12 protein-coding genes, 2 tRNA genes and 1 other RNA gene are annotated in these 12,883 nt (G+C 37.7%); 6 read left to right on the forward strand and 9 right to left on the reverse strand.

All coding sequences use genetic code 11. The features are described 5' to 3' along the window. The first annotated feature begins 180 nt into the window (after positions 1-180). A complete protein-coding gene (gene gltA, locus BMW42_RS06595) occupies positions 181-1,455 on the forward strand; it encodes a citrate synthase (protein ID WP_035269948.1) in 1,275 nt (424 codons plus the stop codon). 157 nt (positions 1,456-1,612) lie between these two features. On the opposite strand, the gene BMW42_RS06600 is transcribed toward gltA, so the two are convergent. The 3 genes from BMW42_RS06600 to BMW42_RS06610 are packed head-to-tail and all read right to left on the reverse strand — an operon-like array spanning position 1,613 to position 5,020. Continuing rightward, the gene (locus BMW42_RS06600; RefSeq protein ID WP_092766830.1) at positions 1,613-3,190 is read right to left on the reverse strand and encodes a flavin-containing monooxygenase; all 1,578 of its coding nucleotides are present in this window, start codon (positions 3,188-3,190) and stop codon (positions 1,613-1,615) included. Positions 3,191-3,205: 15 nt separating this feature from the next. Continuing rightward, positions 3,206-4,051 carry an SDR family NAD(P)-dependent oxidoreductase gene (locus BMW42_RS06605; RefSeq protein ID WP_092766831.1) on the reverse strand — a complete coding sequence of 282 codons (846 nt, stop codon included), beginning with the start codon at positions 4,049-4,051 and terminating at the stop codon, positions 3,206-3,208. A 15-nt stretch (positions 4,052-4,066) separates the two neighbouring features. After that, positions 4,067-5,020: a metal-dependent hydrolase gene (locus BMW42_RS06610; RefSeq protein WP_092766832.1), complete on the reverse strand. Its 954-nt coding sequence runs from the start codon at positions 5,018-5,020 to the stop codon at positions 4,067-4,069. 282 nt (positions 5,021-5,302) lie between these two features. On the opposite strand from BMW42_RS06610, the gene BMW42_RS06615 reads away from it, so the two are divergent. The 3 genes from BMW42_RS06615 (at position 5,303) to BMW42_RS06625 (ending at position 8,770) form a co-directional block, all read left to right on the forward strand. Next, positions 5,303-5,791: a hypothetical protein gene (locus BMW42_RS06615; protein ID WP_092766833.1), complete on the forward strand. Its 489-nt coding sequence runs from the start codon at positions 5,303-5,305 to the stop codon at positions 5,789-5,791. A 341-nt stretch (positions 5,792-6,132) separates the two neighbouring features. Then, positions 6,133-7,758 (forward strand): NAD+ synthase, encoded by a 1,626-nt coding sequence (locus tag BMW42_RS06620; protein WP_092766834.1) that lies wholly within the window; start codon positions 6,133-6,135, stop codon positions 7,756-7,758. Next, a complete protein-coding gene (locus BMW42_RS06625) occupies positions 7,751-8,770 on the forward strand; it encodes a hypothetical protein (RefSeq protein ID WP_228143093.1) in 1,020 nt (339 codons plus the stop codon). Before BMW42_RS06620 ends, BMW42_RS06625 begins: the two co-directional genes overlap by 8 nt. Before the next feature lie 35 nt (positions 8,771-8,805). Here BMW42_RS06625 and BMW42_RS06630 read toward each other — a convergent pair. Further along, a tRNA-Met gene (locus BMW42_RS06630) sits at positions 8,806-8,882 on the reverse strand. 202 nt (positions 8,883-9,084) lie between these two features. Here BMW42_RS06630 and BMW42_RS06635 point away from each other — a divergent pair. Then, positions 9,085-9,447, forward strand: coding sequence for a hypothetical protein (locus BMW42_RS06635; protein WP_373683286.1), 363 nt, complete (start codon positions 9,085-9,087; stop codon positions 9,445-9,447). A 57-nt stretch (positions 9,448-9,504) separates the two neighbouring features. On the opposite strand, the gene BMW42_RS06640 is transcribed toward BMW42_RS06635, so the two are convergent. From BMW42_RS06640 to coaD, 4 genes are all read right to left on the reverse strand, one after another. After that, positions 9,505-9,581, reverse strand: a tRNA-Met gene (locus tag BMW42_RS06640). A 72-nt stretch (positions 9,582-9,653) separates the two neighbouring features. Further along, an RNA gene (rnpB, locus tag BMW42_RS06645) (RNase P RNA component class A) lies at positions 9,654-10,035 on the reverse strand. 28 nt (positions 10,036-10,063) lie between these two features. Further along, positions 10,064-10,327, reverse strand: a complete 264-nt coding sequence (locus tag BMW42_RS06650) for a YfhL family 4Fe-4S dicluster ferredoxin (protein WP_092766836.1) — start codon at positions 10,325-10,327, stop codon at positions 10,064-10,066. 1 nt (position 10,328) lies between these two features. After that, positions 10,329-10,820 (reverse strand): pantetheine-phosphate adenylyltransferase, encoded by a 492-nt coding sequence (coaD, locus tag BMW42_RS06655; RefSeq protein WP_035269911.1) that lies wholly within the window; start codon positions 10,818-10,820, stop codon positions 10,329-10,331. Positions 10,821-10,959: 139 nt separating this feature from the next. Here coaD and smpB point away from each other — a divergent pair, with 139 nt between their 5' ends. Then, a complete protein-coding gene (gene smpB / locus BMW42_RS06660; RefSeq protein ID WP_035269908.1) occupies positions 10,960-11,436 on the forward strand; it encodes an SsrA-binding protein SmpB in 477 nt (158 codons plus the stop codon). 29 nt (positions 11,437-11,465) lie between these two features. On the opposite strand, the gene BMW42_RS06665 is transcribed toward smpB, so the two are convergent. Then, positions 11,466-12,785 (reverse strand): hypothetical protein, encoded by a 1,320-nt coding sequence (locus BMW42_RS06665; RefSeq protein ID WP_092766837.1) that lies wholly within the window; start codon positions 12,783-12,785, stop codon positions 11,466-11,468. Positions 12,786-12,883 lie beyond the last annotated feature (98 nt).

The following is a 12,883-nucleotide window of genomic DNA, read 5'->3' on the forward strand; positions in this document are numbered from 1 at the left end:
CTACTGATTAACTGAGTTTAGAACCAGTCACTTTAGGTCGTCATTTTTATCCATAAGTATAATTGACAATTTTTGACTACTCACTAAGCTTAGAGCAAATTTTGAAACCGTCTAACTCACGGATTACAACAGATTATTTCGGGTTAGATAAAACATTCACCAGGACAGGAGATCTATTGAATGTCTGAAGCAACTGGCAAAAAAGCCGTATTACAGCTTGATGGCAAAGAAATTGAATTACCAATTTACAGCGGCACATTGGGCCCAGATGTAATCGACGTTAAAGATGTATTGGCCGCAGGTCACTTCACTTTTGATCCTGGTTTTATGGCTACAGCGTCTTGCGAGTCTAAAATCACATTTATCGATGGTAATAAAGGTGTTCTATTACACCGTGGTTATCCAATCGACCAACTAGCTACTAAAGCTGATTATTTAGAAACTTGCTACTTATTATTAAATGGTGAGCTTCCTACAGCTGAGCAAAAAGAAGAGTTTGACGCTAAAGTTCGTAACCACACCATGGTTCACGATCAAGTTAGCCGCTTCTATAACGGTTTCCGCCGTGATGCACACCCTATGGCGATTATGGTTGGTGTTGTTGGTGCGTTATCAGCGTTCTATCACAACAACCTTGATATCGAAAATGTTGATCACCGTGAAATTACTGCGATCCGTTTGATTGCTAAAATTCCTACCCTTGCTGCGTGGAGCTACAAGTATACTGTTGGTCAACCATTCGTTTACCCACGTAATGACTTAAGCTATGCAGAAAACTTCTTGTACATGATGTTTGCTACTCCAGCAGATCGTGATTACAAAGTTAACCCTATTCTTGCAAAAGCAATGGATCGTATCTTCACGCTTCATGCTGACCATGAACAAAATGCTTCTACGTCTACAGTACGTTTAGCTGGTTCTACTGGTGCTAATCCGTATGCATGTATCGCTGCTGGTATCTCTGCACTTTGGGGCCCTGCTCACGGTGGTGCAAACGAAGCTGTTCTTAAGATGCTTGATGAAATCGGCTCTGTAGAAAACGTTGCTGGCTTCATGGAAAAAGTGAAGACTAAAGAAGTTAAACTTATGGGCTTCGGTCACCGTGTTTATAAAAACTTCGATCCACGTGCTAAAGTAATGAAAGAAACTTGTGATGAAGTTCTTGGTGCTTTAGGTATCAATGATCCACAGTTAGCTTTAGCAATGGAATTGGAGCGTATCGCACTTTCTGATGAATACTTCATCAAGCGTAACCTTTATCCAAACGTTGACTTCTATTCAGGTATCATCCTTAAAGCGATTGGTATCCCAACAGAAATGTTCACTGTAATCTTCGCACTTGCACGTACTGTTGGTTGGATCAGCCACTGGTTAGAAATGCACAGCGGCCCATACAAGATTGGACGTCCTCGTCAACTTTACACTGGCGAAGTTCAACGCGATATCGTTCGTTAATTCGAACTGCGTCGACAGTCAAAAAACCACCCTTTGGGTGGTTTTTTATTATCTGATTAACAACAAAATATTGTTTTCAGCCCTGATGAAATAGAAACCTCGTATATCTAGAATATCTACAAACAAAAAAAAGCCTGATTAAATCAGGCTTTTTTGATCAGTGTTGTGAATAATGATCCAAATTTAATGAGCTTAACTGCTGTTTTAATTTTGCAAGAGACCATGGCCATGCTGCAAAGTTACGACCATTTTCATCCAAATAGTAACTCTTACAGCCCCCTGCATTAAATACAGTGGTTTTAAGATGCTTTTGAACCAATTGATTATGTCGCTTAACAACGTCGTCTTTAATCACAAGCTTGTTAATATTTTGCTTTTTGATCTTTAGTAGGCCATCAAGAATATAATCTAATTGAGCTTCAGCAATACCAATAAATGAGTCATAAACCAGAATATTTGGTCCTAGCACCAAAAATGCATTTGGTACATTGGTAATACTTGCACCTAAATAAGCTTCTGGTGAACTATTTTTCCAGCGATCTGCTAAGAGCTTCCCATCCATATCGTAAATGCGTTTACCAATTGGCGGATGCGATACCTCAAAACCCGTACCCCAAATGATGACATCTACTTCATGACGCTCACCATTGGCCGCAACGACCGTATTCCCATCAATCTCAACCAACCCCTCATTGATTAGTTTCACATTATCTTGTTGCAATGCTGGATAGTAATTGTTGGCAAATAAAAGACGTTTACAGCCAATATCAAAATTTGGTGTGACTTTTTTTCTTAATTCATCATCTTGAATTTGCAACTTCAATAATTGTTTGCTTAAGAAATTCACAGGCTTCAGCACTTTCGGATTACGCAAACCAAAGTTAATGCCATTTAAAATTTGGGCAATACTGCTCCGCCAAGTGGATTGAATAACGGGAAATTTCTGGATCAGTGATTTCGCTTGATCATTCAAATTCATATCAGCTTTTGGCAACACCCAAGGTGCTGTACGCTGAAACACAAAGAGTTCTTTCGCTAATGGCTGAACCTGAGGAATAAATTGAATCGCTGAAGCACCTGTACCAATAACAGCAATACGTTTACCTTTCAGATCGTACTCATGATTCCATCTTGCAGAGTGAAACATTTCCCCCTTGAAACTTTCTATGCCCTTAATTTTTGGAAATGATGGCTCAGTAATCGGTCCCGTTGTAAAGATTACCGTTTTTGCTAGATACTTTCCTTGAGAAGTTTCTAACGACCACTGCGCCTTCTCGTTATCCCAACGTGCTGTTTTTAATTCATGATTAAATTGGATTTTTTCAGTCAGTTGATGCTTCTCAACCACTTCCTCAAGATAACTTAAGATTTCTGGCTGCTTGGCAAACAAATGACTCCATTTGTGACTTGGCGAAAAGGAAAAAGAATATAAGGCTGAAGGAACATCACATCCACATCCTGGATAATTATTATCGCGCCATGTACCACCAACTCGGTTCGCTTTTTCCAGCACAATGTAGTCGCGATATCCTGCCTGATTCATTTTATATGCCGCAGCGATACCGGAAATACCTGCACCAACAACAATCGTGTCATACACCTTCTGTAATTGTTCGACTTTAAGTTCTTTATCTGCGTTATTTTTTTTCTTTACTTTTACTTCTGCTTTTTCAGATTGATCAGCAGTTTGAATTTTTAAATCTGCATTGCTCTCTAATTCGTTATCGAGTGTCATTCTTTTATCTCTCTATTATTTTACAAAACGCTTAAACCATGGATAACCTACACCTAACATTTTGGTATATAAGGTCGGTGAAGCACGCTTCATCAACCAAAATAATTTCGCGTCTGGTTGTGGAATCGTATAAAGAATGCCTTTATCTAAATTGTTTAAGGTTTTTTGTGCAACTTGATCGCTTGTGACAACTGCATGATTCTGCAATAAATCATCCGCTAAACCCGAGTAATTGGAAGGTAATCGCCCATTCTTCATAATATTAGTAGGTACTAAAGTTGGGCAAAGCACATTCACACGGATATTATCTTGATGTAGTTCTGCAGATAACGTTTCAGATAATGCAAGTACACTAGATTTCGTCACGTTATAAGCTGTCATTTCAGGTGCAGCTGTAAATCCTGCTGCTGAAGCAACATTAATAATTGCCCCATAACCTTGTTGTTTAAACTTCGGTACAAAAAAGTGGCAACCATGAATCACGCCCCATAAGTTGACATGCATACACCATTGCCAATCTTCTAGTGTTATCTCATCAAACTTACCACCTAACCCCACGCCAGCATTATTAATAACAAGTGTCACAGGATGATTAAAAAGGTTTTCTGCTTGATTCGCCAATCGCTCAACATCTTCCTTTTTTCCCACATCGCAGGATTCAGCAAATGCTTTTTGCCCTGTGGTCTGAGAAATCAGCTGAACAGTTTCTTCAGCTGCAGCTAAATTAATATCAGCACACACCACTTGACCACCACGTTTTGCAATTTCCAATGCAAAACTGCGCCCAATACCACTTCCAGCACCCGTTACCACAGCATAAGCCTGATGGCTCGGTTTAATTTTCTTCTTAAAAAAAAGCATGAACTATCCTTATTCTTATACCTTTAAAGCAGGCATGAATTCCTTCGTAAAGTATGGTGTTAAAATACCATCCACTGGATTTAATAAACGTTCTTTGTAGTACTCTAAAAACGCTGATGTATCATGATCATTCGGATGGAAGTCTGGTTTGAGATATTCGAAAATATGTTTGATCGAACTGCCATAAACACCATCTTTTAGACCAAAAATCAAACCTACACTTCGGTACATATCTTTGTAGTAACTTAAACTGATTAGATTTGATGGCTTACGATAAAATGGCACAATTAAGGATGCAGCAGAAATCAGCACTAAAATCGTAATAAGCGCTGGGAAAAAGCCTGCTATTCTTAAAGCATAGTTACTCGAAAGAAGTTGAAACACATCATATGCAATATCTTTATGCTCTGATTCCTCAAGCATATGCCACATCCAAATTGCGCGTTGTTTCTCATCTTGAGATTCGAAGAAAATATGCTCATGATTCATCATGTATTCAGCAAGCACTGCGGTAAAATGCTCAATCCCAGCCATAAGCGATAATTTCATTGGCTGAGGTAACCGATTAAAACCATATTCAAAAACGTGATGCGCCAGAAATCTAAACAATTTGACAGGCAAATCTGCCTTTAAAAAAGCGTCATTTAATTCTTCATGAAGTTTAGAATGTAAAGCTTCTTGCCCAATCAGCGCTGTCACTCTTTGCTTGAGTAATGGATCTTGAATAAAGTCACGATGATAACGTGCTGTATCAATAACGAGATCCTCACCATAGGTTAAAAAAATTGAAAGTGAGGCAAAGTAAGCACTTGCTAATTCCGCATTCAAATAAAATTTTGGATCAATCTTTTGATGATCAAAATCAAATTTCATATGACGAATTGGAATAGCTTTTGATTGATTCTCAGGATCAAATTTAGAACCGTTTAGAAATTTAGAAATTTTTTTTAGTGGCTGAGTTAATAACATGGCGAACCTTCTCTTTTATCTCAGTGAATACATTCAAATAATGTGAATTATTCGACGTTTCTAAAAAATTAAGATAAAAAGAGGAAATAGCCATTTGCATAATAAATCTTTAGAGATGGCATAATTGCTCATTCATCAAGATTGTCTAACAAAATTATTAAGTTTTAATCAGTAAATACCATTTCATTATCATTAAAGGTCAACACCATTTTTAACAAGTAATGATTCCAAATAGTGATATTTTGAATGTCACATAAACTTTAAGTAGATTAAGAAATAAGTATGATGTTGTGGATGCCACTTATTTTAAAATGGATAAAATTTGACGCTTTTAGATGTAGATCACTCACCCAAGGTGAAATCACGTTGAGCCAAAGTGTCTTTGGTGATCTCATAGATTATGACAGGGTGAAAATCATGAATCATCCGTTTCTACCGTGGCAACCCTCAGCGGTATTTATGGCACCAAAGGGCTATTTGCATATTCGTAACAAACATTTCAAAACTGACTATTCGAAAGAAAATAAAATCTATCAAGGAATTTTCATTCACGAGATGACTCATATTTTACAACACCAACAAGGACAAAATGTTTTGCTCAAAGGCGCTTTTCTGCAAAGCGCGTATTTTATTTCCTTCAAAAAGTATAATCCTTATGCCTATAAATTTGACCCTAAAAAAAATTTCAATGACTACAACATTGAACAACAAGGCGATATAGCTAGAGATATATTTTTGAAAAAGATTCCGAATATTATTTTGAATCAATAAAAATTGTAAAATTAAAAGAATATTTTTTATTCAAGCTATTGATTTGTGAATCAGAAACACCATATCAGCTTTAACATCTGATTTACTGTGTCGCAAATCCATTACGATTTAATTTTTTATGTACAAACAATGGCAAAAGCTAGTATCTACTTTTATTTTAGATAGAATACATATGAATCGTAGTTTTTGCTGTGCAAGAAATAAGATCTTTTATCATGTTTTAATGATGTAAATTTGAGCCATTTGGCAGTTATGTAATATCACATACACACAGCTGAATAATTACTCCAATAAAATCAGCACGTGCTGTATATAAACCTATAGGATAGGACTTGGTTTAAATGAATAGTTTTAAAGTTTCTCTTGCTCAATTCTCTCCATTTGTCGGCAATTTAGAAGCCAATGTTCAACGAATGATTGAACTCGCTAACGAAGCCAAACAGCAAAATGCCAATATCATTGTGTTTCCTGAACTTTCGACCATTGGTTATCCTGCAGAGGATCTTCTACTTCGTCCAAGCCTAAGCAAACGTACACCATCAACTTTCGAAAAACTGGCTGAAGTGAAAGACATTGTGATGGTATTTGGTTTTGTTAATCAAGCTGATTCGGGTGCACGCTATAACTCTGCAGCCGTTATGAAAGATGGGCAAGTATTAGGTATTTATAACAAGCAAAATTTACCAAATTATAGTGTTTTTGATGAAAAGAGATATTTCGCTGAGGGTCATCAACACCTTGTATTTGAATATTTAGGACATAAATTCGGTGTATTAATTTGCGAAGATGTCTGGACACTTGAGAGTGTTCAACAACTTGCCAAACTGAATGTTGAAACTGTTCTTGTGTTAAATGCCTCACCATACGAAGTTGGAAAGCCTCAACACCGTGTTGTTACACTTAAAGAGTTAGCTAAACAATTGAATCTCAATCTTGTTTATGTCAACCAAGTGGGCGGGCAAGATGATCTCATTTTCGACGGAACAAGTTTCGTTGTAAATGCAAACGGTGAAGTTGTACTTGAAGCACCAAGCTTCAAAGAAGACCTTTTTCATGTTGAATATGAAGCAGAGCTTAAATCTTTTAAAGCCACTATCAAAGCACCTGCATTAGATACGATTGCAGAAATTTACCAAGCTTTGGTTTTAGCAACACGAGATTATGTACACCGCTCAGGTTTCCCTGGCGTCATTCTTGGTCTCTCTGGTGGTATTGACTCAGCGCTTACTCTCGCAATCGCTGTCGATGCTATTGGAGCAGATAAAGTTCAAGCTGTTATGATGCCTTACACATATACCTCTCAAATCAGTGTTGAAGACGCGACTGAACAGGCAAAACGTATGGGAGTCACTTTTGGTATTGCGGAAATTCACCCAATCGTCAACAGCTTTATGCAGACATTACACCCATTCTTCGGCAATTCTCCTGCTGATGCAACTGAGGAAAATTTACAAGCTCGCGCACGCGGCACCTTATTAATGGGTCTGTCGAATAAATTTGGTAATCTTGTTTTATCTACAGGTAACAAATCTGAATTATCTGTCGGTTACTGCACACTGTACGGTGATATGGTCGGTGGTTTTGCTGTACTTAAAGATGTTTATAAAACGATTGTATTTGAGTTAGCGAAATACCGTAATAGTTTGGAAGATACGCCTGTAATCCCTGAACGTGTGATTACTCGTCCACCTTCTGCTGAATTACGACCTGATCAAAAAGATCAAGACTCATTACCACCTTACGATGTTCTTGATGCAATTTTATATGCATATATTGAAGAAGATCAGAGTCTTGAAGATATTATCTCTAAAGGTTTTGATCGAGATATCGTGACTAAAGTCATTGGATTGGTTGATCGCAACGAATATAAGCGCCGTCAGGGTGCAATTGGTCCACGTATATCCTCTCGTGCATTTAGCCGCGAACGCCGCTATCCAATCGTAAATGGATGGAAAGCAGGTGTCTAACTCGACACAACTCAATCAATTTGCTCAAGCACTTATGCTTGAGCAAATTCGGTTTACCCAACAATATTTATTAAATGCTGAATCAAATGCGGTATTAGACACGTTTGTTTCACAAGCTTATGCTCAGTTTAATCGAATCAAATTAAAAGATATTGTAAATATTGAACAACTTCATGCTGTTGTTTCGAAATATACTTTTGAGTTAAATCTTGGACCTGATTTACTAGAGTTTATTGGCGCTGTTGCACAACGTATTTACCTTCATTTAAAGAATTCAAATGCTTTAATCGGAGATTTAATTTCCGACCATGATTTTGGGCTATGGCTAAATAAAATTCTTGAATTAGATCAAGTACGTTATGGTTTAAAACAACAAATTTTGAGTAATGAGAAGGCACATGCAGTGAGCCTTCAATTAGCAAATCAGATTTTAGAAAAATATACACCTTGGCTGGATAGGCTTCGAAAAAATAAAGTTCAAAATCATACGGTCAAATCAAAGATTTTTAATTTTCTCCAAGATCAGCAACATACATTAGAGTTAAAACTAGAATCCCAACTTGCAAATGCAATATTGGTTCAATTAGGCGAAATTATCACGCTGCCTCAAAATGAACTTTATGAAATCATTCAACATATTTGGTCAGATCTCCAATTTCAAAAAATTTCAGCTCAGCTTGAGCAGATTGAAGCCATTGATGTCGAAGATTTTTTTATTCTGGTCTATGAAACCTGGAGAAATTTACGCCAATCCGCTGAGATTCAGTCCATCATTTTAGAAGTGGTTGATGAGTTCTATGAATATTTTGGTGATTACAGTTTACAAGCTTTACTTACGGCTGTTGGACTAACTCAAGAAGATTTAGTGATCGAAGCCCATCGTTTTGCACCTCAACTTATCACCATGTTAAATGATTTTGGCATTCTAGAACAATTAATTCAAAGTTTGATTCAGCCTTTTTATCAAGCACAATCTACACTTGACCTTATCTCAGGACATTTTGAGAGATAAAAAAAAGACCATGCGGTGAGCATGGTCTATAAAAATGGTGGCTATGACGGGACTTGAACCTGTGACCCCCGCATTATGAGTGCGGTGCTCTAACCAACTGAGCTACATAGCCGTAAACTGTGTGCGCATTATCTTAAGTTATCGTTGTATCGTCAAGCATACGAAAGCACTAATGATCACCCTTTATACAAATAAACCTTATTTGAACAAAATTAATCCATAATTATATGATTTTATTGTAATAGTAAGGTTTCAATAACATCAAAATCATGCTCAATCCTCAATATTTTATTCTCATATGCTGTTTAACCCTTGTGAGCGGATGCCAAACGATTCATCCCATATTTGTGAATTATCACGGTGTACGCATGGATGTCGCTCAATGGATCAATGCTCAAAACTTTATAACCATGCAACAAAAACGAACTCTAGTTCAATTAAGCCGTGCTCAACAAAAGCTCGTGCATATTGATGTCATTCCTGAAGATCATAAACTTGCCGTGAGTAAAGAGAATGCGGTTGCTCTTCATTGTGCACAGCTTTATTTGTCTGAGCAAAAAATTGAAAGCTTGCAAAATATTGTGTTTTCAAATGTAAATCAGAGAGCCGTTTTAGCACAATTTGAACAAGGGTTTCCAAAAATTAAGCTAGATTCTCAGCTTATTCAGTGCCAATGAAAACTCAAGATTTCACACATAAAAAAAGACCACACTAGTGAGTGTGGTCTATAAAAATGGTGGCTATGACGGGACTTGAACCTGTGACCCCCGCATTATGAGTGCGGTGCTCTAACCAACTGAGCTACATAGCCGTAAACTGTGGGCGCATTATCTACTTGATTGATGTATCCGTCAAGTAATATCGGCACTGTTTGATCAAAATTTGTTGAAGTGAGCCGATAAGCCGGGTTCTGTCTAGAACGATCATTCCTCTAGGCATACAATCACTCATATGCTCAAGCGACCTACCCGAATCCAGTATGGGCCATACCTTAAGGATTCCTATTTGGTCTTGCTTCAGGTGGGGTTTACCATGCCATGAACTGTTACCAGTCATGCGGTGCGCTCTTACCGCACCCTTTCACCCTTACCATATTTTAGGCTAAACCGAAGTTCAGTTGCAAAATGGCGGTCTACTCTCTGCTGCACTTTCCGTAGGCTTACGCCTCCCAGGGGTTACCTGGCACCTTGCCCGATGAAGCCCGGACTTTCCTCCCCTGCTTTAGTCACAAAGACCTTCACAGCAGCGATCGTCTGGCTCACTTCAAGTGGCGCATCTTAACAAACTTTGAGATCAATTGCTCGTGCTTTTTTGAGCAATTAGTTTTTTATACTTTTCCAGCAATTCAACCTCAGATTCCACATGATTAGGATCTTTAGGAATACAGTCTACTGGGCAGAATAATGAACACTGGGGTTGGTCATGATGACCAACACATTCAGTACATAGGTTCGGATCAATTTCATAGATCAGTTCACCCATATAAATCGCTTCATTTGGGCATACAGGCTCACAAACGTCACAATTGATGCACTCATCCGTAATAATTAAAGACACTCTACCAACCTTGCTGATGCTTACGTTCAAATGCCTCAACAACTGCTTTTGGCACAAATTTCGTCACATCACCTTTCAAACGTGCAATTTCACGAACTAATGTGGATGAAATAAACGAGTATTGCTCTGACGGCGTTAAAAATACAGCTTCAAAATTTGAATCTAATTGACGATTCATATTTGCAAGTTGAAACTCATATTCAAAGTCAGACACTGCTCTTAAACCTCTGAGTACAGCTGTTGCCTTTTGCTCTTGAAAAAAATTCACCAGCAAACCATCAAAACCAACAAATTCTACGTTATCTAAATGGCTTAATGATGATTTTGCAAGCGCAACTCGCTCATCTAAACTAAACACTGGATTTTTGTGATGACCAATTGCAATCGCAACTACAACTTCATCAAACATTTTTGCAGCACGAGATACAAGATCAATATGACCATTGGTAATAGGATCGAATGTTCCCGGATAGATGACACGAGTTTTAGACATCCATTTATACTCTAAGATTATTATGTAGGCGCACAGTTTAACAAAAACTCAATTCACACGCACACTTGTTGACGGTGAAATGACTTCACCTCAAGCCAAGTTTGAGGCAAAATAGACCTAATCTTGGAATATTTGTATTATGTCGAAATCGATTGTAGTTAAAAAAAATAATAGTGGCACTATTGCGCTCAACAAACGTGCACGTCACGATTATTTTATTGAGGAAAAATTTGAAGCTGGTTTAGCGTTACAAGGTTGGGAAGTAAAATCTCTTCGTGCTGGACGCATGAGTATCACGGAAAGCTATATTATTTTCAAAAATAATGAAGCTTATTTATTTGGTGCTCAAATTCAACCTCTTCTTTCTGCTTCAACTCACATCGTTCCCGAAGCAACACGTACTCGTAAGCTACTTCTTTCACGTCGCGAACTCGAGAAACTCCAAGGGGCGATCAATCAAAAAGGTTACACATGTGTACCTTTGGCGTGCTATTGGAAAGGTCGTTTAGTCAAACTTGAAATTGCACTTGTTAAAGGTAAACAATTACACGACAAACGTGCCACTGAAAAAGACCGCGATTGGCAGCGCGATAAAGCAAGAATTTTTCATAAATAAAAAAACCGCTCAAATGAGCGGTTTTTTTATTAACAGAACCTTAAATTTCCATAACAGTTTGGAGCAAAGGTTTGATTTTTAAGTTGTAAATCTTTTAATGGAAAATTTACATTGGTATTCGGCAAATGAACATTTCCAACACCAAGTTTGTCACCAAACAAACAATCAAGTGCATTACAAGATGGAGGATTTCGGCTGATATAATCACTGATTGGTCCAACTACTTGTTTTAACACATCATTTGTAATATCAATACGCTTCTCAGGTGTAACATCTCCAATATTGATCGAATCATTAAATGCCATCCACCAACCTTGCTGTGCAGCAACATCAGCATTTGGCCACCAGATCTCACTATTTTGAACAGAGAGTGAGAATGGATTGTTTACAGGGATTTTATGAATTAAACCTAAGTTTTGATCTACCGTAATGTTGGCTTTTAAGCCCGTAATGTTACCACTGACCTCTTTTTGCAAATTCAGCAATCCTACCCCTAGCACTTGGATATTGGCCTTGAGATCACCACCAAAATTCAACTGATTAATATTGGCAACACCTGTCAGCTGTGCAGAACTCATTCGAGTACCAGAGACCGTAGTGCCATTGATTTGAATTGGTGCTGTCGTTTCTTGTAATGCTAGATTATAACTATCCGATTTAAAATCGAGTGTCAAAGTAGGTGCAATAATACAAATCACACAAATTCTTGCATTCACTTTTCCATTAATGGTTTGACCAGTATCGGCATAGGTCATACTTCGAGCATTAGTATAGCCCATACCCTGAGTGGGATTAATTTTTAAATAACCACTGAGTGAGTTAATACCATTCGGTTTATCAGAGTTTTCATCACCAAGCGTCAGTAAACCTAATACTTTTTCAGCACTGAGACGCAAACCCACAACTTCTCGAGTTGATGCAGATGTTGGATTTTTTACCGCAAACTCTAAAAATGGATTGGTTAGCTTAGCTGAAGAACCCGCACGACCCTCTCTAGTGTCTGACATACCACTCAAACTCAGATTTTCGATATCAATATCACATCCACCTGCTCCATTAATACCACCACAGCCAAGTTGTAAATGCTTAATATTTGCATTGAGTTCTATATCTGCTTCCATTCCAAGCTTATAAAAGCCAACGCCTTTACCTCGCATATTGTTTGCCCCGTCATTGGGATCAATATAACTCATACTTAATAAAGCTTGACCGTTTGTCGCAGATAACTCTTCATCAGTCATCATTTTTAAATCATTCTGAATGTTATTAGCAGTTGCAGACAAAGGAATCAACACTAAGCAAGATGTTGATAAAATCAATTTGATAGAAACAAGTAAACTCTTCAACATTAGAGTCTCCGTATTATTTTTATTCAGGCTTAATCCATAAGCAACAGCATTACTATCTATAAATTAATGAAAAAAATAAAGAGGCTCAAAACTTGACT

This window comes from Acinetobacter sp. DSM 11652 (assembly GCF_900109815.1).
In the GTDB taxonomy this organism is placed as follows: domain Bacteria; phylum Pseudomonadota; class Gammaproteobacteria; order Pseudomonadales; family Moraxellaceae; genus Acinetobacter.